Genomic DNA, 20,761 nt, shown 5'->3' on the forward strand with positions numbered 1-20,761 from the left:
GCACTTTCGCACCTATCATGCGCCCCTTAGACAATATGGATCTGCAGATATTAGCTCTGCTGTACAAGGACGCGCGATTGACCAACAAAGAGTTGGCCAGTCGCGTTGGCTTGGCCCCTTCTTCCTGTCTGGAGCGCGTTAAGCGACTGCAGGTCGAACAAGTGATACAAGGCTGCAGCCTGACACTGAATATGAATGCCCTGGGAGGGCATATTCAGGCCATGATTGCCGTGCGGCTATCCAATCACAACAGAGAAACCGTGGATGCCTTTATGGCCGACCTGCTGCCCATGCCGGAAGTGATGCGCCTTTACCATATGGGCGGTGAAAATGACTTTTTTGTCCATGTCACAGTCGCAGATACTCACCATTTGCGTGACTTCGTGTTTAACGCTGTGACCGCCAGGGCAGAAGTTAATCACGTCGAAACAGCACTGGTTTATGATTATTGTCAGAGCCAAAGTTTGCCGAAGTTTTAAGCTTCGGCAACTGACATAAAAAACACTAGTCTCGACAACCCCACCCTACTCAGCTGTTATAACGTCAGCAACGACAGTTTTTCTAAACACCCTACCCAACCAGCCTGATGGTCATCGGCCATAGCCTGGTCAGTAAAGCCACTATGAGTCAGGGTTAGCTCAGAGGTGTGCGGGTTAACGCTGGCGAAGTCCAGACTCACTTCACTCACAAGCTCACTGTCCTGCCATTGCCAGCTGAATACCAGTTTCTCATTTTGTTTAATTTGCAGATACTCGCCCATGACGATGTGCTGATTAAACTCTGCATCCTGCATCACCAAACGAAACTTTCCCCCTTCCTGAAAGCTGGACATTATTTGCGCGACCTGTAGATCGCCAGGCGCCCACCATTGTTGCATCAACTCGGTCTTGTACCAGGCTTCAAACAAGCGCGACAGCGGCGCATCAAACTTAACATTCAGGGTGAATTGATACATAGGTTGTCCAACAAAAAACGGCTATGCCCTATCATCGGCAGACAGGGCATTCTCTGCAATCTTTTTATTGGCAACTTAGCTCAACAACGCAGCCATACTAGGGCCGGAGCTATAATGCTGCCCGGCACTGCTTAGGGCCACACTTTGATACAGGGCATCAATATCGGCCGGCGACATAAACTTATCAGTGAAACCCGGCCTTAGCGGATCAATATGCAACCTGGCGCTTTGAATAAACTGAGCAATCAGCTCCTTGACATTATCCGTGCCCATGGCCACCCGCATAGTGGTCAGAAATATGCCGGCGGCATGTTGGTCAGCTTCGGCCAATTCAGAATGAGACGTGAGCGCCGGACATAAAATTATAGTGTTGTTCTGGCCAATAGAGACCTGATGGCTGAATGCTGGCTCAAGCGAGTCAAAGAAACGCACAAAAGTCTGCCTGTCCAGACTGGCCCCTTCCATATCCACGGTAAAGAGTGAGCAAGGCCAACCATGGCGCATCAATTTATTGCGTAATCCGGCATTAGGGTGCCCCTCAACCGCGTGACTGTTGACCCTAAAATCCGGGTGAGAAGCCAAAAAGCGGCAGAATACCTGGGTATTAATCACCTTGGATAACATACGCTGCTCCAGGGTTTTCATACCGTTGAGGACATCGAAGGCTTTTTCAGAGTCAAGAAACGCGCCTTTAATATAGAACACATCCCAGAACATGGTTTGTGACCAATCCACACCATTAACGTTGTCGCCCTTGGCCTGAAACATGCGATGATTTTCGCCTATCACTACCCCAGCCGTAGTGGCACCGCTTCCACAGATATCCTTGGTATAACTGTGCACCAGATAATCCGGACGCTCAGCTCGGTCGGCACATTGCAATGGCTGACTCAGCACCGGTGTCGCCAACGTCGCATCCAGCATCACAAGGTGCTCATCCTGATGAGCAAGGCGACAAATACCGGGCACATCCAACACATACCCATGAGGGTTACAGGGAGATTCTAAGTAAACATGCAGCTTTTTGCCCTGCGCCAAACGCTGGGTATGTTTACTCTTCACCTTATCTAAAAAAACGGCAAACTCATCAGCCTGATAACCGTCAAACCACTCGAGCTGAATTGCCAGACGATCCGAACGGGCAAAATAGTCATGCAAAAGCTGGAATACCCCACCGTAAATATTGCGCGAGACCACTAACACGTCACCATGTCGCAATACGTTGGAAAGCATGCCATCAATAGCCGCCATACCTGAATTAAAGTTCCAGGCCAGATATTCTCCAGCATAAGGCCCAGCCTCCAGATCAACGATAGCATTGGCCAGTGAAATAGCGGTTGGATTTAACAAACGCGAATAAATCTGATGGGTCGCTTCTTTCCCCTGAAAAGCATCATCCACCCATTCAGTACAGGCGTACACATAGGTCGCTGTTCGCACCACTACCGGGGTGGCAGAAAACAGCGCTGTTACATTATCAAACAGCGGATAATGATTGCGAGCCAGCTGCGATCCTTGTTGGCGATGCAGGCTTTGATGTACCGCTCTAAAGGGGTTTTGCAGGGTATCCAATACTTTAGCAATCTGAAATGATAAAAACTTTTTAGCATTGAAACGAGCGATCTTATCTTCCCGGCTAAGTCCCTCTAACGTGTCCTGGGTAACTTGCCAAAGCCGGGCAATATCACCCTGAGTTTGATAAAGATGCAGCGCCGCTTGGTGGAGGGCCTGCCCATATTCCGATGCTGCATCTATCCCGAAATGTTGCAGTTGCTCCTGTGCCAACTCCTGCATCGACTGAGCATGGGAGCTATTGCGACGGGGAGAGAGCAGCTTTGCCTGTTGAATAATATCTGACATAACCCTACCTAATTTGGTTAAAACATCAACAGATTAATCAGAATTATATTCCAAATAAACAAATATCTAACAAATTAAATACAAAATCACATCATCAAGCCGAATGACACGCTTTCTGATTTAGTTCAGCTCAGGGAAAGGAGTAAAATGACGTTTGGCGAATCAAATAAAAAGGCGGCCGAAGAATAAGGGCCGCCACATAGTATAAACCTTTCTACAATCTGGGATCCGTTGCCTGCACTTGTGGCTTAGCATGGTGTTTAGCATGAAATGCAGCAAGTGCCGGATAAGCCAGTACATTGTGTAATTCGCGAAACAGTGCCCAGTCCAATAGGCAATACAAACAAATGGACGGATAGTCCCATGCATCAAATGCCCCTTCTCCGGCCAGCTTCTCCAGCTCAGCAAACACGGATTCAATACGTTCCTGCTGCAAACGGAAGATCAATTTTTCCGTATCCGCTGCCACCTCTGAGCGCTGCATTAACAGCGCCTGTACCAAGGCATCGTTGACCGAATCAATCAGGGTCAGGATGTTTTCCTGTCCCCAACTCAATCTGGGCAGTCCCAGCTTGTCGCTCAGATAGCGGAAAATCACTCGTGAATCAAAAATTACCTCACCGTCATTATCCAGCATAGGAATCTTCAGGGTCGGGTTTAACGAGCGCAGTAGTTCCCTATCCGCGCCGTCGAAAATCTGCATATTAATATACTCATGTTGCTGATTAACTAGCAGCAGGCGTAAACGGCGCACAAAGGGTGAGGTATTTGAGCCGTAAAGCTTAAGCATGGCAATGCTCCATTTGAGGGTTAAGGGGATTTTGTCAGACGAGCCTGACGATAACTAAGTTGTTCAGGAAAATAGCTGGCCACCTCTCCAGAAGCAACCAAGTCGCGAAAGCCCTGTTCAAAGATCTTCTTCAGCAAATGACCGCGGCTACTGTTCTGAAATGCAACAAACAGAGGCAGAGCTTCTTTAATCTCGCGCTGCGCTAAGCTTATCCGCTCCTCATCGCTCAGGTTGTAACTGAAGTCCACCAGCATATCCACCCGCTGGCTCTGCAACAGTTTAAGGCAGTTCTGCGCCGTGCTGGCTTCATATACCTCGATATTGGCCGGTAGCCATTTAGCAAATTCATAACCTAGCACCTGGCAAGCTTTGCCCGGCTCTCCTCTATCCAGCATCAAAGCCAAACTTTGTGCATCAGGACCGACTGCCACAACGGGATATTCATAATCAATATGCACATCGGAGCGCAGCATACCTGGCGGTATTTCAAAAGCATATGCGCCGATCAGCATATCAAACCGGCCTTCAGCAAACGCCTGCTTGGCCCGCTTCCAGTTGGAGGGCCGCGTTTCAACCTCAACGCGCTGCTCGGCAAAGGCTCGCCTTAACATACGCCAGTATGTGGCCTGAGGCGTGTCGGTATAACCTTGCCAGCTACCGGAAATGGCAGAAATTTTTCCCGCAGGGCCTAGCGAAGGGGCAATATGGATCGGCGGGATGCCGTATTTTTGCCGCAACTGCCAGACTTCACCGGTTAATTCCATTTCTTCCAGTTTGCTGACCAGCCTTCTGGCCAGAGCGGCATGTTTGGCATGCAGATAATGAAAAATAGACGCGCTGTCTAACGGGTACTGAATCCAATGGGCCGAGCTTTGGTAAAAACTGGGGGGCACAATCAGTTCGGTCAATACCGCTGCATCCACCCGTTTAAGCGTCAGCATATCCAAAACGGCCTTGGTGTCACCCAGCTTAATGAGCGGTGGATGCACCGCCTGTGCGTTGAAATAATCTTCCTGAAACTGAAAGCCTCGCAAGGTCACCAGGCTATTCATATCGCTCAGCTCGCACAGCCCGCATCGACGCCGATCTGCCAGCAAGACCAGATTAAAGTCATAGAGCGGGAAAGGAACCCGAATCAGATGCGGATAGGCGTTAGCTATACTTTGCCCCCTGTCCCGCAAACCATCCAAACGCCCTTCATCAGCCTCAATGAAGCTTCGCCCAAGGGGCATGGACTCAAGTTCCAAACGATAACCCAGTGACGCATAGGCATTTCCCAACAGCTCCCCCACAAACAGGCTGTGCGGACTATCAGGCTGAATGGGGCTATCCATCTTCAGTGTTTTTAGCTCGTCGGCAACTAACACAGGACAGCTTAACGCCAAGAGGAATGACCAGGCCCAGCGCATCAGGCCGGTTTGCCAATGTCTATTCAAATGCAACAAGCTCAAGCTAAGTAAGAATTAATACCATACTAGAGCGCGTTAACTATTTGTATATGAATTTTACTTTAGGGGGCGGGTTAAGCCGAAAACGGCTTCAATTGAAAAGCTGTTGGCCCACAAAAAGCGGGCCAAATCAATCAGATGCTAAAGCTGGAACCGCAACCACAAGTAGTGGTGGCATTGGGGTTATTCACCAAAAAACGACTGCCATCCAGGCCCTCGCTGTAGTCTACAATGCCTCCCACCAGGTATTGCAAACTCATAGGATCCACCACCAGAGTGACACTGTCTTTATCTATGGTGGTGTCACCGTCATTGACCTTCTCATCAAAGGTAAAACCGTACTGAAAGCCAGAACAGCCACCACCAGTAACAAACACCCGTAATTTCAGATTCGGGTTCTCTTCTTCTTCAATCAATGCTTTGACTTTACGCGCCGCCGCATCGGAGAATTCAACAGGATAGGCTGACTCGACAGACATCTTTAACCTCAATCAGGATAATTGCAGCCGCAATAACGACTGCGACATTCGGTAGCTATTATCTTATACCCGACTATTTCTATCAACTATTCAGTTCGGCCGTTTCCGACACCGACAGCAACCATTCAAAAGTGCGCTTTAATTCACCCCGCTTCGGCTTGGTGAGATTGCAATCCACTTCCAGCCGCTGCGGGATAAAGCCTTCCGGCAACTTAAAGAGCCCTTCTAACACTTCAAAATAACGAAACCTGAAGCCTAACGCTTTCTGTTCAGAATCCATCAGGTCAGTAAGCACCAACTGAGCTGGCACCCCATCCTGGCTGCCGTAGATAACCACCTGAGCCTGGCCTTGAACCAAATCCTTACGCTTATTCTTTTGCATCATCACCAGAGCAAAGCGAAAGTAACCTGGACTCTTGGTGGCTTCAATATCCAGGGAATCTACCACTACCCCCTGCTCTTGCGTTTCCGGCGCCATGACTTTCTGGTAGAACGACAACTCTCGGCGAATCTCAGCCTGTTTTTGCAGATTCTGAGTCAGGCTACCCTGCATTTGCTGACTGGCCAAGCGTTCGACTTCCAGTTCAACACCCAGAATATTCAAGCTTTTAATCAGCCTGTTATTCTCTTGTGTAACATTCGCCAGACTTTCTTCCAACGCAGCGATTTGGCGCGCCTGATAAACATACTGATGGTTGCCCCATCTTATTCCAAGGTAAACGGCCAGTGCTAACAAGGCGAACATCAGCCAATAAAAGCGCATGGCACCCAACTTCATTTTTAATGCTTTAGGGGACAGCAACATTCGTTTCCTCTTTGACCAAAGTGTCTGTCATATCAGGGTTTTCTTCCGCAGAGTTGTGGTAGACTTGAGCCAAAAGTACAGCCAGCCACAGCATGAATTTACAGGGACTGCGCCAGGAACTTGCTCACCCACGAACCTCAGTGCAACTTTGCCTGCTCGGCATTGTTGGTGGTGTGTGCGCGGCAACAGTAATAATTCTGTTTCGCCTGACCATCGAATTATTGCAGGGATTGTACCTGCAACAGGGCGACAATTTCACCACTATGGATGCGGTTGACCGATTTATTCTGCCTATTATCGGTGCTGTGCTAATCCTGTTGTTCGCCTTTATCACAGGTTTCAAACATTACCGTATGGGTATTCCCTATGTTATTCACCGGGTTAAGCATCGTTACGGACACATACCTTTACGTACCAGCATCAATCAGTTTTTTGGTGGCGTGATTGCACTGGCGTCTGGCTTTTCGGTCGGCCGCGAAGGCCCTAGCGTACATTTGGGCGCAGCAGGCAGCAGCTTTCTGGGGCAATGGCTAAAACTGCCCTATAACAGTATTCGCATACTGGCCGGATGTGGTATTGCGGCGGGTATTTCTGCTTCCTTTAACACGCCTTTTGCGGCGGTGATATTTGTAATGGAAGTGGTACTTCGCGAATATAAGATCCACATTTTTATTCCGGTTATGCTGGCAGCAGCCTGTGGCTCGGTATTAACCCGCCTGGTATTCGGAGATGGCAGCGAACTGGCGTTATTAAACTTTGGCCAGTTTAGCAACTGGTTCTATTTATACCTCATCCCCGTCGGCATCTTACTGGGTGCCATGGCGACATTATTCAATAATCAGTTGATGAATATGATTCGCTGGTTCAGGCCACTGAATATGGCCAGTCGCCTGCTGTTGGCAGGTTTGTTAACCGGCATGGTAGGCTACTTACTTCCCCAGGCCATGGGCTCGGGAATGAGCTCAATCCAGTTTGTCGTCAGTTCACCGGATAATTTGCTGCTGCTCTTTGCCATTCTGGCTGCCAAATTTCTGCTAACCCTGATAGCGCTGGGCCTGGGAGTACCAGGAGGAGTGATAGGCCCCGTAATAGGCATGGGTGTGCTAAGCGGCGCCATCATGCTACTACCTCTGGGGTGGTTTGTGGAGGATACTTCGGCCTATACCGGCACCTTCGCGTTATTAGGTATGGCCGGTTTACTCAGTGCGGTATTGCATGCCCCCTTGGCAGCATTGTCGGCGGCCATGGAGCTGTCGCTATCACCCGAAATCATTCTGCCGGCCATGCTGGTTATCGTGCCGGCTTATGTCACCTCGACACAATTGTTCAAAAACCGCTCCATTTTTATTCGCCAGTTGGATTACCAGAAACTCAGCTATACCACCTCCTCTATACGGGAGCATCTGCAAAAAACCGGTGTTATGGCCGAAGCAAGACAGGATTTTAAGCTGTTTCATGATAGCCCTGAGCACCCCATGCTGGCCCACTTGCAACAGCACCCCACAGATTTATTGGTACTAGCTCAAGATTTTGAAATTGGCATGCAATATTCACTGGTGCAGTTTGATGTCAGCTTGAGTCCCGATCAAAGTCACCCACTTAAATACGTAGTGATGGAGGGGGCGCCTGCTCAGGCCACCCTGGCCGAAGTTTATGAAATACTCCAGGCTGGCCGTGATGGCGCGGTGTATATCTATGAAGATACCCCCAGCGATATCATCGGCGTGATCACCTGGAACAGTCTGCGAGCCCAATTGATGAAGGAGCAATATTGATGATTTTGTGGCTTAAAGCCCTGCATATTTTCTTTATGGTGGCGTGGATGGCTGGGATTTTTTATCTGCCAAGGCTGTTTGTTTACCATGCACAAACGGACAACCAAGCGGTTAAAGACCAGTTTAAGGTCATGGAACGCCGCTTGTGGTGGTTTGTAACCCCCTTTGCCGTACTCACCTTGGTATTTGGCCTGGCGCTCATCTTTACCTATGGCCGCGACTGGTTTCGCGCGTCCATGTGGCTGCATTACAAATTAGTCGGTGTGATTGTCATTTATGCCTATCACTTTTATCTGTATCGTTTACTTAAGCAATTCGGCCGGGATGAAAATCACCATTCACCGCGCTTCTACCGTTTTTTAAACGAAGCGCCGGTATTGATATTACTGGCAATAGTTTGTCTGGCCGTAGTCAAGCCACTGCTTTAAGCCTGTAGTGACAAGGTTGATTAGGCTTTACCTAAGCGCTGCTGCAGTTTTGTTTAGGCATATAGGGAGATAGATGTTTTGACAATGGGAACACTTTTTTTCTTCTGTGGAAAAATGGGGGCCGGTAAGTCTACCTGGTCACAACGGGTGGCATCTGATCACCATGGAGTTCACATTTCGGAAGATAACTGGCTAGCGGCACATTATCCCGCCCAAATCGAGACATTCGACGACTACCTAAGGTTATCAAGAGCCATCAAACCCTTTATGAAGCAGCATGTGCAGCAGATTCTAACCAGCGGCACCAATGTAGTGAGGGATTTTCCGGCCAATACTGTCAAGCAAAGGGCTTGGTTTATCTCCCTTTGCAACGAAATTGACTGTCCTCATCAGCTTATCTACCTAGATATCAGCGACGAGCAATGCCTGACCCAGATTGCAAAACGCCGCCTTGAACAGCCTGAGCGCGCCAACTTCGATACCGAGGCCGTGTTCCGGCATGTCACGGGATTCTTCGAATGCCCAAGTGATCATGAAAAGCTGAATATTGTCAGCCATAAGGACATTGGTCTTTAGCTCTCGGCGTTTAGCCAGCCTCGGTTGGCTAAACCTTAAAAAGCACAGATAAAAAGCCAGGCAACCCAGCGCTGGGATAGTCTTCCCCCTCTGGTCTTGCTAAAATCCGTCTACTCCCAATCAAGCCGATATCCCCATGAGCCAGTTCAAAGGTCAGCACATTCTTTCTGTCGATCAGTTCAATCGCGACAACATCCAGCAAGTGTTTCAGGTGGCGGATAAAATGCGCCCCTACGCGCATCGCCAAAAGCGCACTAAAGTGCTGGATGGTGCCATTCTGGGCAACCTGTTTTTTGAAGCCAGCACCCGTACCCGGGTGAGTTTTGGCACGGCATTTAATCTGCTGGGAGGCGAGGTACGAGAAACCGCCGGTATGGCTACATCGGCCCTATCCAAAGGTGAATCGCTGTTTGATACCGCCAGAGTGCTATCCAGTTATTCGGATATCGTTGCCATGCGTCACCCAGATGCAGGCTCGGTGGCCGAATTTGCCGAAGGCAGCCGTGTGCCGGTCATCAATGGTGGTGACGGCCCCAATGAGCACCCCACTCAGGCCTTGCTGGATCTCTATACCATCAGCAAGGAACTGCAGTTCCACGGTGACAGCATAGAAGGCATGCATATCGCCATGATCGGCGATCTTAAACATGGTCGCACCGTACATTCGCTATCCAAACTGCTGAGCTTGTATAAGAACATCCGCTTTACCCTGATCTCCCCGCAGGAATTGGCCATGCCGCAATACATCATGGATGAAATAGAAAATGCAGGCCACAGCCTGCGGATAACGGATCAGTTGGAAGGCAGTGTAGATGCGGATATTTGTTATCAAACCCGCGTTCAGGAAGAGCGTTTCACGAGCAAAGATGAAGCCAACAAATACCGGGGTAAATTCCGTCTGAACCAGGATATTTATACCCGCCACTTCCAGTCCAAGACCGTGATTATGCACCCGCTACCGCGAGACTCCCGTGCAGATGCCAATGAACTGGACAACGATTTGAATCTCAACCCTAATCTGGCCATTTTCCGCCAGGTGGATAATGGCGTGCTAATCCGTATGGCCCTGTTCGCTTTAACCCTGGGCGTCGAGAACATAGTCGAGAAGTACGATTGCGAAGTGCAGTGGTACAGCAATAAACAGAATATCTAATCCTTTTTTCTTTTAACTAATTCAGGCTGTTAACATGCAAAAATCCATTCAGTTGTTCGAACGTGCCCAGCAGCATATTCCCGGTGGCGTTAACTCACCGGTTCGTGCCTTCAAAGCGGTGGGCGGCACACCGCTGTTTATTGAACGGGCTGACGGCCCCTACCTGTTCGACGCCGATGGAAAACGCTATATCGACTATGTGCAGTCCTGGGGCCCTATGGTGCTGGGCCATAATCACCCTGCCATTCGTCAGGCAGTGTTGGACGCTGTGGACAAAGGCTTAAGCTTCGGTGCCCCCACCGAAGTCGAAGTACAGATGGCAGAACTGGTTAGCCAATTAGTGCCGTCAATGGAAATGGTGCGTATGGTGAACTCTGGCACCGAGGCGACCATGAGTGCCATTCGTTTGGCCCGCGGCTACACGGGACGCGACAAGATCCTGAAATTCGAAGGTTGTTACCACGGCCATGCCGATGCGTTGCTGGTAAAAGCCGGTTCTGGCGCCTTAACCTTGGGAGTGCCTAGCTCGCCGGGGATCCCTGCCGACTTCGCTCAGCATACTCTGACCGTGGAATACAATAATCTGAATAGCGTTCGTCAGGCATTTGCCGAGGTGGGTGAGCAGATTGCCTGCATTATCGTCGAACCTGTGGCTGGCAATATGAATTGTATCCCGCCGGTTGATGGCTTTCTGCAAGGTCTGCGTGCCATTTGTGATGAATATGGCTCGGTGTTGATTATCGATGAAGTAATGACAGGTTTTCGTGTCGCTCTGGGCGGCGCGCAAGCCCATTATGGTATCACCCCGGATCTGACCTGTTTGGGTAAGGTTATCGGTGGCGGCATGCCGGTCGGTGCCTTTGGCGGTAAAGCCGACATTATGCGCCATATCGCACCCACAGGACCTGTGTATCAAGCTGGTACCTTATCCGGCAACCCGGTTGCTATGGCCGCCGGCATTGCCTCACTCACCGCCATTCAGCAACCTGGTTTGTATGAGCAACTCAGCCAAACCACCAAACAATTGGCGGAAGGCTTTAAAGCCTTGGCGGATAAACACGGCATCCCCATGAGCATTAATTACGCGGGCAGCATGTTCGGCTTGTTCTTTACCGACGTCGAACGGGTGACCAATTACCAGCAAGCGATTAACTGTAATCAGGAGCAATTTAACCGCTTCTACCACGCCATGTTGGCTGAAGGCGTCTACCTGGCTCCCGCTTCCTATGAAGCTGGCTTTGTCTCTGCCTGTCATGATCAGACGATTATCGAGCAAACCCTGGCAGCAGCGGATAAAGTGCTGGGCAGTTTGTAAGAAAAACTGCTTGAATGAACTAAACGTAGGCGCTTTGTGATGATATCAGGTGAATGTCTCCACAAAGCGCACTACATTATCTGGATATGGAAATTCCTTGCCTGAATCTTAAAGCACACCATTTTAGCAAAGGGGTATTTAGCAAATACTGGTTGGTTTCAGCAGAATACTAGCGAACCACAACAAAAAAACGACAGAGTCTAACAACAATCCGGAATGACAATGGCAGTGTTTCTGAAAAATTGATGCATCTACAACTTCCTGTCTAGCCAATCAAAATGAAATACCAATGTAAACAAAATGCTATTACAATTGCCTAGCCTTTTCGATAACACAATTTCGGCCACTATTTTTTGCCTGATAAAGCCCGCTGTCGGCTCTTTTAATTAAGCTTTCTATGTCATCTCCTGGTGTCAACGTGCTTACCCCTGCGCTGATGGTGATAGAGTAAGACTCCCCTAGTTCCTGCTCAAAATCATAACTGCCGACAGTGGTACGCAACCGCTGAGCAAGTTGAACGGCATCTTCCAGGTTGGTATTGGGCAGCAATACCGCAAATTCCTCACCGCCGTAGCGACATAGCAGATCCTGCTGACGAAGCTGTTTGTTGCACAAAGTCGTGATACTGAATAACACTTTGTCGCCAGACACATGACCAAACTTATCATTTACCCGTTTAAAGTGATCCAGGTCGAAGATAATTAGCGATAAAGGGTGGGAATAACGATGAAACTCGGCGACCCGTTCCTGTAATGCCTCCATCAGTTTTCGCCGGTTATAGGCCCCGGTTAATTCATCCTGTTCTGAAAGCGTCTTCAGTTGCCTTTGCATGTTGTAGTGTTCGGTAATATTGCGGGCGACCCATACCACGGCCCGCTCGCCCCGAAATGGCCTGCGAAGCGGCTGAACGCGCCCCTCAAACCAAATATCCTGTTCGGGTCCCTCCGCCAGCTCCATGCCTTTTATTTCGTGCGCCCCCAGGGAGTATTCGACAGTACGCAAACGTCCTTCTTCCAGGGTTTGCTGAATTTGCTGTAAAAACCAGTCGGCCCGCGCTTTTGGCATAACGTCATGCAAGCTGAAGTTAACTAAGTGAGAACCGTCATGGTAATAACGGGCATCATGACCACCGATTAAGGCAAGGTATTTACCCGATTCAGACAGCACGAACACCGGATCGGGCAGCGCTGCCAACATCTCCATCAATAGCTCAAGATTCTGCTTCAAGTCGGCTCCGCTTTATCAAGCTGACAACAAGGATGTTCAATGCAACGACTCCTCACCTTTACTGCGCGGGAGTTTTGCTAAAACACAGGTTAAACACCACTAAGTTCGGGTTACAAATGTGACACTTAGGTTAAAACTATATTAGCATGGGTAACAAGGAGCGATACCTTCTTCGTTTGCCAACGAGTTGAAAGGAAGTTGCATCAAAAGGGATAGGGATGAGCAAATCACCGCATCTGTTGTCATTAATATTCTGTTTGCTGCTGGGCTGCGCCTTGCCTGCTCTGGCACAGGATAGTTATGCCAGAACATTGCTTGAAGAGGCGCGGCAACAACGTGAAATGGGTCAAACAGCCCAGGCAACGCGGTTGGCCGAGCAAGCCTTATCCTTAGCTAAAGACAGCGCCAGCCAGTCTGATAAGGGCAGAGCATTGCTGGAATTAGCCGAGATTGCCCGGGAGCGGGGAGATATCGACGCTTCTGTTGAACAGTTAAACCACGCTCAACAAGTGCTGGAACAAACCCAGGATCTTCAAGCCCAGGCAAAAGTGATAAATGCCAAAGCCGCCAACCTGCGCACACAGGGCCAGCATCCACAGGCGCTAACCCTTAGCCAAGAAGCCCTTGAACTATATAAAGGTATCGGGGATGAAAAAGGGATGGCCGACGCCTACACCGCCATTGGTGTCTCTCTCGAATGGCAGGGTGCCTGGCAAGAAGCACTGCTGGCCTACAACAGTGCTCTGGAGATTGCCCGTAAATACAACGATATCGTCGGTTTGGCGACCGCGTTTTACAATATTGGCGAAATTCATCGTGACCTGGGCGATAAAAGCACCGCCCTTACCTACTTCCAGGATGCATTGCGGCTGGATATAGACTCCGGTCAGCCTAAAAACATTGCCTACAGTCACACTAAGGTTGCCACGGTTTTAATGGAATTAGGTCGCCTTGATGAAGCCCGGCAGCAGGTAAAAGAAGCACAGCAACTGTTCCGGCACATCGAGGCCGAGCGCGACAGTCTGTGGGCTACATTAGTGCAAGCACGAATAGAATTTACCGCCGGAAATCTGTCTCTGGCCGAACAACTACTGCAAACCGCTTTGCTTGGTGTTCAGGAAAAAGAGGTGCTCGACCTCAATGTCGACGCCCATCTGCAACTGGCCGAGCTGTACCTGAAACAGAAGCAACTTGATTTAGCCAAACAGCATATAGAGCAAGGCTACGCCCTGGCCAGACAGCAACAAAGTAAGGAAAAACAAGCGGATTTTGAAGCATTAAGCGTCAACCTCTTTGCACAGCAGCAAGACTTCTATCAGGCGTTTTCTGCACAACAGAAACTCCAGCAACTAAAAGACGAGTTGATGGACAAACACCGGGCCGAGTCTCTGGCTCGCATGCAAAGTCAGGCTGAATTTACCCGCCGGGCTCAGGAAATTGCCTTACTGAAAAAAGATCAGGAGCTGCAGCTTACCGCTGCCGAACGGGAGCGTTTTTTTTGGTCGCTATGGATAGTCGCCCTGACCAGCGGCTTTCTGGTGCTGTTTCTGGCATATGGAAAATACAGCCAGCGCCGCCAAACTCGTCTCCTCAGCGAGCAGGTGGCCCAGCGCACCGAACAGTTAAATGCCAAAAATCAGGAATTGCAGGAAGCGTATCGCCAGGTAGAACAAGCCAGTACCACAGATCCGCTGACCGGGCTGAGAAACCGACGTTTTCTTGAGCAAAATCTGCAACCGGATCTGCAAAGAAGCTTACGGCTGCATCGTGATCATCCCGAAAGCGTCGAGCAGGACTTATTGTTTTTCCTGGTGGATCTGGATGACTTTAAACAGGTAAACGATGTGTATGGCCATAGTGCCGGCGATCTGGTCTTGCAACAATTTGCCGACCTGCTGAAACAGGTATTCCGCGGCTCGGACTACCTATTGAGATGGGGCGGTGAGGAGTTTTTGGTTATTTCCCGTTTTACACACCGAAAGCAGGCCGCCGAGCTGGCACAGCGTCTGTTAGACACGGTACTTGAACACCCTTTTACCTTAACGGACGGCACCTTGCTGCCGAAAAGTTGTTCCATTGGATATTGCTGCTTTCCGTTAGCACCGGAGCATTCTCAACAAATTGGCTGGCAGCAGGTGCTGGAGGCTGCTGATGCCTGCCTGTATGCGGCCAAATCGTCGGGAAAGCACTGCTGGATTGGCATTGAGGGCGTGCAAAAAACCTATCTGCCATCACCGCCCTGTCATTGGCCACAACTCGCTCAACAGGACAAGTTAGTTATTAAAGCCTCAATAGACAATATCTGCTGGCCATCAACGCCAGATTAGTCACCAAACAAGCGTTCCCAGAAACTCTTCTTCTTAGGCGCCTGTTTAGGTTCACGCTTACCATCGCAGTCCTTAGGTGCTGCCAGGGCATCAAGCACCGCAGGTACACTGATACTCTGAGGACAGCCAGGCTGCATATGCTGACCTGTTACGCTGTCAAAATGGGCAATCCCCAATCCCTGCGGGAAAGGTCTCACCAAGGATTTGGGGTGCTGGCGCTTTAAATACTCGATGTAAATGGGCAAGGCACCACTTGCGCCGGCCAAACCTGTGGTGTCGTTATTGTCTTTTCCTAACCAGATCGTGGCCAGATTGTTGCGGTCAAAACCGGCATACCAACTATCCCGATAATCGTCTGTGGTACCAGTTTTGCCTGCCAGATGCAGGTTAGGGAAGGTCTGCTTCAGCACCTTGGCCGTGCCATCCCGGGTCACCTTGTTTAGCGCATAGTTGAGCAAATACACCGCCTTACGGTCGGCACGGCGCTCGGCGTGCACCTGCTGTTGCCATATCAAACGACCATCAGAGTCTGTGACCGTATCAATGCTATGAAGGGGAATATATAAACCTTCGTTGGCTAGGGTTTGGTACATCTGATTCACTTCAAGCGGCGTAAAAGCAGCTGCCCCCAAGGTCAGCGCCGGGTATTCACTGACATCTTCTTCAACCCCCAGGCGCTTGAGGGTGTAAGCGATTTCACTCAAGCCCACTTCCATCCCCAGGCTAACAGTCGGCACATTGAGTGAACGACTGAGCGCCATCAACAGAGACACCTCCCCACGGTACTTTCGATCAGCATTTTGTGGCGACCACAACTGCCCCTGGCTGCTTTTTAACTTAATCGGCTCATCTCTCAGCGGCGTGGCCAGATTATAATAAGCCGGCTGCTCCAGCGCGGTAAGATATACCACAGGTTTAATGATCGAGCCTATCTGTCGACGGGCGTCCAAGGCGCGGTTAAATCCCTGATAATCGGTATTGCGGCTGCCGACCAACGCACGTATCTCTCCGGTCGCAATGTCACTCACCACCATGGCCGCTTCAAGGTCACTGATATTGCGACGTTTCTCTATGCTGTTCAGCCCCTGACTGACCACTTGCTCAGCCTTGCGCTGAGCAAGTGGGTCCAAGGTAGTAAAAATCTTAATGCCGGCTTGATGCAAAGAAGGATCCGGTAAGGCAACATGTAATTCCCGCCGCACCTGATCCATAAAGGCCGGATGTTTACCTTTGGCCAGCTTAGAACCCTGCGCCAGACCAAGTGGCGTTTTGAGCCAGGCTGCATATTCGGCGGCGGAAGCCTGCTGGTCATCAAAGTAAAGACGCAGTACCAGATTGCGTCGTTCGGTCACCCGTTCTTCATGGCGCCTGGGATTGAAGAATGAGGGCCCCTTAATGATCCCCACCAGCATCGCCATTTCAGGAACACTCAGCTCATTTAGCGGCCGGTCAAAATAAAAGTAACTGGCCAAGCCAAACCCATGTACCGCATTGGCACCGTTTTGCCCTAAAAAGACTTCGTTCAGGTATGCTTCGAGGATTTCATCTTTGCTGTAGCGCAGCTCGATCAACAATGACATCAGCGCTTCATTGAGCTTACGGCTGAGTGATTTTTCCTGGCTGAGGAAGAAGTTTTTCACTAACTGCTGGGTTAGGGTACTGCCGCCCTGCACCGCTCGTCCGGCGCTAAGGTTAGCAATTAAGGCCCGCACAATAGCCAAAGGCGCCACGCCGAAATGGTGATAGAAATCCCGGTCTTCCACCAGCAACAGCATTTGCACTAATTCAGAAGGTACATCAGCCAGTTCCACCAGCATCCTATCTTCCTGGCTACTATTGGTAAAACGGGTCACCAACCAAGGCTCAAGCCTGAGGGTCTTTTGTGCTTTACCACCATCCAACTGTATGGAAGTCAGTTCGCCTTTGGCAAAATTTAATGTCACCAAGGCTTCATCTGCAAAACCATCAGCAAACTCAAAAGCGCGGCGATGAAAAACTAACTTGTTGCCTTGCCGACTATACTGACCGCTCCCTTTGACTGTCGAGACACGGCGGTATGCAAGCCATTCCAGCTCTTCCACCACCTCATCCATATCCAGTTCCTGACCGACCTGCAACAACATCGGCCGAGCATAAATTTGGGCGGGCACCTGCCATTTATTGCCACTGAACTTATCTTTAATCTGTGCATCCAGATACAAACAGTAAGCCGTCAGGCACACCAGACTGACCAATATAATCTTAAGGCTGTGACGCCATAGCCACTTAAACGGATTGCGGGACGGCTTACCCGCCTTACTCTTACTCATTACATCGCCTTCTTGGTTCGCGTGGTTGCTTGCGCCGTTGCCGGGTCATCCGGCCAGAAATGCTTGGGGTAGCGTCCTTTCATTTCCTTTTGTACTTCCTTATATGAGCCAGCCCAGAAGCCAGCTAAATCGCGGGTTTTTTGCAGTGGACGCCTGGCGGGCGATAATAGTTCAATCACCAATTCAATACGGCCCTCTGCCAGGCGTGGTGTGCTGGCCAAACCATACATTTCCTGCATACGCACAGCCAGGGTAACCTGACCGTCTTCCTGATAATCCAGTTTGCAGCGACTGCCACTGGGCACTGTCAGATGAGTCGGTAAGGCGTTATCGATAAGACTCGAACAGTTCCAATCTAAGCGGTTGCGCAGCAAACTGACAAAATCCAATGCCTGCAACTGTTTGAAGGTACGCACTTCATCCAAATAAGGTATCAACCAGTCCGCCAGACTGTCCAGCAGCGCATCGTCCGTCCACTCGGCACGTTCTGGTTGCCCCAGGAATTCACACGCCAGGCGCACACGACGTAAAAATTGCAGGCCAGCTTCACCCAACGGTAGCCATGATACTCCCTTTTGCGAAAGTAATGACGCCCAGATTTGTCCCAACTGGGCTTTTCCGGGATTAGCCATGACCTCATTGCGCAGCACAATATTACCCAGCTTCAGTAATTTACGCGCTCTTATCTGGCCGACATCCTCATGCCAATCACTGCTCAATTGCTCCTCAAATAAATGGCCTGCGCCCTCTTCAATAACCCGCAGCGCAAGTGGCGCCGTTAACCCGGCGCGAATATCTGCACCGCTGCCAGTTTGAATCAGGTCAGCCACCAGCAGGTATTCATTGGCACACAGCGGGTCACGTTCATCTAGCTTAACGCCTATTCCTCTGGCGAGCAGATAACGGCCAGCCCCACGGGCTTTGGCAATACGATCAGGAAATGCCAACATCAACAATTGTCCCGCGTCAGCGCTATTCAGGTCTGCAGCTAAGGGGCTATCCAGTCGCCTGGCCCAACTTGAGGCGAGTTGCATAATAGGGTCTTGGCGATGGCGCTGTAACCAATCGACGCGTTCATTGATACACAAGGTATGTGCGTTTTTCAGTGGGTCTTTACTTTCCAATAAGGCCGCCAGAATACAAGCCAAAGTCAATGAACTTGGACCTTGTTGCTTGGCATGCAACATCATATTCGCCAGACGAGGGTGGCAACCCAACTGACACATGGCTTTACCATGAGAGGTAATACGCCCACCAGCATCCACAGCTTGTAGTTGCTCCAGCAGTTTCCGCCCTTGGGCAAGTTGAGCCAAACTGGGAGGATCCAACAAGGGCAAGGCCGTAAGTTCTGTGCCCCAGGCTGCAGCTTCCAGCATCAGGGGAGCGATATCAGCAAGCAGGACTTGAGGCTGACTCTGAGTGGCCATTCGGGCCTGCTGCTCTTGTCCCCACAGCCGATAACAGATACCCGCTCCAGTACGCCCAGCCCTTCCTGCCCGCTGTGTGGCTGAGGCCTGTGAAATTCGTTGCGTGTTTAGATGAGTAACGCCCTGGTTTAAGTCAAAACGCGCGACCTTTTCCAAACCACAGTCCACCACCTGACTGATATCTTCAATGGTAAGACTAGTTTCAGCTATGTTGGTAGCAAGTACCAACTTTTTCATGCCTGCCGGTAATGGCGCTACCGCCGCCATTTGTGCTTGCTTACCCAGTTCACCGTATAGACAGTGCAGCCGCACATTGCTATCTAATTGCGATGATAAGAGTTCCGCCAACTTGCGAATTTCTCCGGCCCCCGGTAGAAACGCCAGCACCCCGCCCTCCAGGGCTAGGGCCTGACGAATAATATTGGCCATAAAGGGCAGCCATTGCTGTGCAGAAGGCGGTACATGGTAGTGGTATTCGATCGGAAAACTGCGCCCCTCACTTTGTAAACGGGCAGCATCAGGCAACACAGCTTCCAGCCCCAGTTCGTCCAAGGTGGCTGACATTACCAGCAAACGTAGGTCGTCTCGTAATGCGGCCTGACTTTCCAGGCACAGGGCCAACGCAAAATCGCTATGCAGGTTGCGTTCATGAAACTCATCAAAAATCACCACAGCCGTATCTGCAAGCTCCGGATTCTGCTGCAATTTGCGGGTCAGCAGGCCTTCGGTAAGGATTTCCAGGCGAGTATTATGGCTGGTTTTACTCTCCCCACGGATTCGATATCCCACGGTCTGCCCCACAGGCTCTCCTAACTGAGACGCCAGATAACCCGCAATGGCACGCACAGCAACCCGTCTGGGTTGCAGCATCAGGATCTTCTTATTTTTGAATCTAGGGTGTGCCAACAGCCATAGCGGAATAACTGTCGACTTACCAGCACCAGGGGGAGCACTTAAGATAACGTTACTATGGTCAATCTCTTCAAGTAACCGGGATTTAATACTGACAACGGGCAGGGACATGCTCGGGAGTTCACCTTAGCGATAGAGTAGCTGGTTCAGTGCCTGACAAACCAAGTAGGTACAACATCTTATCAGCACAAATTGACAACTTGCGTTTAGCGCACGACAACAAGTGCGCAGATTGTATCATGCCATGTTTCAAGCTGAAGAGCCCCTCGCCTTAGCATTCCCACCCAGCCCCTTTCATAGTAAGGTCACAGCTCAATCACAGGCGGTATTGGTGCGTAACCGATCCCCTTTAAAGTAAAATGATTAGAGACCCCCTATGCGACTGTTCTTTGGCCTCGACTTTACTGGTCCTGACAAACTGACAATAGATCAATGGCGTAGCAAGATGCTGCCTCCGCTGGCCCAACAGGTGGCCCCCGCCAACCTGCATATTACCCTGGCATTTCTGGGGGAGACGGCGGACAGCGCTCTTGAAAGGGTGTATCAGGCTGCTAATCAAGCCTCTGGCCAAAGCTTCAGTTTGCATATAGATCAAACCGGATACTGGTCCAAACCTAAAGTCTATTGGATTGGCCCTTCGCACATACCAATGGCACTTGATACCTTGGTGTTGCAGTTACGAGATAAACTGAAGCAACAACAAATATCGACAGACAATCGCCCTTATCAGCCACATATCAGTTTGTTCCGTAAACTGCGTGAGAATCCCCCCGCACCGCTTTGCGCCCCGGACATGCATATTCAGGTTAAGGAATTTTGCTTATTTGAGTCGCAATCTACCGCAACAGGTGTTCGTTACCGGGTCATGGAACGCTGGCCATTAACAGAGCCTGGCTCAATCCGCGAAAAATTGGCCCGGGGGCATTTCCAGTGACATCTAGCAGCTACGGGCAGACAGCCCTATTTGAGTATATT

General features: G+C 50.2%; 17 protein-coding genes. 8 read left to right on the plus strand and 9 right to left on the minus strand.

The features are described from left to right. The first annotated feature begins 17 nt into the window (after positions 1-17). On the plus strand, positions 18-479 hold the full coding sequence (locus tag IEX02_RS09785) for an Lrp/AsnC family transcriptional regulator (protein WP_188693882.1): 462 nt from the start codon (positions 18-20) through the stop codon (positions 477-479). 56 nt (positions 480-535) lie between these two features. Here the strand turns inward: IEX02_RS09785 and IEX02_RS09790 are convergent, their stop codons facing one another. The 6 genes from IEX02_RS09790 to IEX02_RS09815 form a co-directional block, all read right to left on the minus strand. Further along, a complete protein-coding gene (locus IEX02_RS09790; RefSeq protein ID WP_188693885.1) occupies positions 536-955 on the minus strand; it encodes an SRPBCC family protein in 420 nt (139 codons plus the stop codon). Positions 956-1,030: 75 nt separating this feature from the next. Next, on the minus strand, positions 1,031-2,815 hold the full coding sequence (locus IEX02_RS09795) for a PLP-dependent transferase (RefSeq protein WP_188693888.1): 1,785 nt from the start codon (positions 2,813-2,815) through the stop codon (positions 1,031-1,033). A 214-nt stretch (positions 2,816-3,029) separates the two neighbouring features. Continuing rightward, entirely contained in the window at positions 3,030-3,605 is a 576-nt protein-coding gene (locus IEX02_RS09800; RefSeq protein ID WP_188693891.1) for a glutathione S-transferase family protein, read from the minus strand. Between the two features lie 20 nt (positions 3,606-3,625). Further along, positions 3,626-5,041 (minus strand): transporter substrate-binding domain-containing protein, encoded by a 1,416-nt coding sequence (locus IEX02_RS09805; protein WP_188693894.1) that lies wholly within the window; start codon positions 5,039-5,041, stop codon positions 3,626-3,628. 146 nt (positions 5,042-5,187) lie between these two features. Further along, positions 5,188-5,532, minus strand: coding sequence for an iron-sulfur cluster insertion protein ErpA (gene erpA / locus IEX02_RS09810; protein ID WP_188693897.1), 345 nt, complete (start codon positions 5,530-5,532; stop codon positions 5,188-5,190). Between the two features lie 82 nt (positions 5,533-5,614). Continuing rightward, the gene (locus IEX02_RS09815) at positions 5,615-6,337 is read right to left on the minus strand and encodes a DUF6776 family protein (RefSeq protein ID WP_188693899.1); all 723 of its coding nucleotides are present in this window, start codon (positions 6,335-6,337) and stop codon (positions 5,615-5,617) included. A 92-nt stretch (positions 6,338-6,429) separates the two neighbouring features. Between IEX02_RS09815 and IEX02_RS09820 the strand changes: the two genes are divergently transcribed. From IEX02_RS09820 to hemL, 5 genes are all read left to right on the plus strand, one after another. Then, positions 6,430-8,112, plus strand: a complete 1,683-nt coding sequence (locus IEX02_RS09820; protein WP_188693902.1) for a chloride channel protein — start codon at positions 6,430-6,432, stop codon at positions 8,110-8,112. Further along, positions 8,109-8,540, plus strand: coding sequence for a CopD family protein (locus tag IEX02_RS09825; RefSeq protein WP_188693905.1), 432 nt, complete (start codon positions 8,109-8,111; stop codon positions 8,538-8,540). Before IEX02_RS09820 ends, IEX02_RS09825 begins: the two co-directional genes overlap by 4 nt. A gap of 84 nt (positions 8,541-8,624) precedes the next feature. Beyond that, positions 8,625-9,116, plus strand: a complete 492-nt coding sequence (locus IEX02_RS09830; protein WP_188693908.1) for a P-loop nucleotide/nucleoside kinase family protein — start codon at positions 8,625-8,627, stop codon at positions 9,114-9,116. Positions 9,117-9,252: 136 nt separating this feature from the next. Then, a complete protein-coding gene (locus tag IEX02_RS09835) occupies positions 9,253-10,269 on the plus strand; it encodes an aspartate carbamoyltransferase (RefSeq protein WP_188693911.1) in 1,017 nt (338 codons plus the stop codon). 34 nt (positions 10,270-10,303) lie between these two features. Then, positions 10,304-11,584, plus strand: a complete 1,281-nt coding sequence (gene hemL / locus IEX02_RS09840) for a glutamate-1-semialdehyde 2,1-aminomutase (protein WP_188693913.1) — start codon at positions 10,304-10,306, stop codon at positions 11,582-11,584. A 306-nt stretch (positions 11,585-11,890) separates the two neighbouring features. Here the strand turns inward: hemL and IEX02_RS09845 are convergent, their stop codons facing one another. Further along, entirely contained in the window at positions 11,891-12,811 is a 921-nt protein-coding gene (locus tag IEX02_RS09845) for a GGDEF domain-containing protein (RefSeq protein ID WP_188693916.1), read from the minus strand. 218 nt (positions 12,812-13,029) lie between these two features. Between IEX02_RS09845 and IEX02_RS09850 the strand changes: the two genes are divergently transcribed. After that, the gene (locus IEX02_RS09850) at positions 13,030-15,138 is read left to right on the plus strand and encodes a tetratricopeptide repeat-containing diguanylate cyclase (protein WP_188693918.1); all 2,109 of its coding nucleotides are present in this window, start codon (positions 13,030-13,032) and stop codon (positions 15,136-15,138) included. Here IEX02_RS09850 and mrcB read toward each other — a convergent pair. Beyond that, positions 15,135-17,447: a penicillin-binding protein 1B gene (gene mrcB / locus IEX02_RS09855; protein WP_188693921.1), complete on the minus strand. Its 2,313-nt coding sequence runs from the start codon at positions 17,445-17,447 to the stop codon at positions 15,135-15,137. The two genes, IEX02_RS09850 and mrcB, sit on opposite strands and share 4 nt — an antisense overlap. After that, positions 17,447-19,897: an ATP-dependent helicase HrpB gene (gene hrpB, locus IEX02_RS09860; protein WP_188693924.1), complete on the minus strand. Its 2,451-nt coding sequence runs from the start codon at positions 19,895-19,897 to the stop codon at positions 17,447-17,449. Before hrpB ends, mrcB begins: the two co-directional genes overlap by 1 nt. A 265-nt stretch (positions 19,898-20,162) precedes the next feature. On the opposite strand from hrpB, the gene thpR reads away from it, so the two are divergent. Next, complete coding sequence (gene thpR, locus IEX02_RS09865) at positions 20,163-20,720, plus strand: RNA 2',3'-cyclic phosphodiesterase (protein ID WP_188693926.1); 558 nt, start codon at positions 20,163-20,165, stop codon at positions 20,718-20,720. Positions 20,721-20,761 lie beyond the last annotated feature (41 nt).

Origin of the sequence: Bowmanella pacifica, from assembly GCF_014645355.1 — a bacterium.
Lineage (GTDB): Bacteria > Pseudomonadota > Gammaproteobacteria > Enterobacterales > Alteromonadaceae > Bowmanella > Bowmanella pacifica.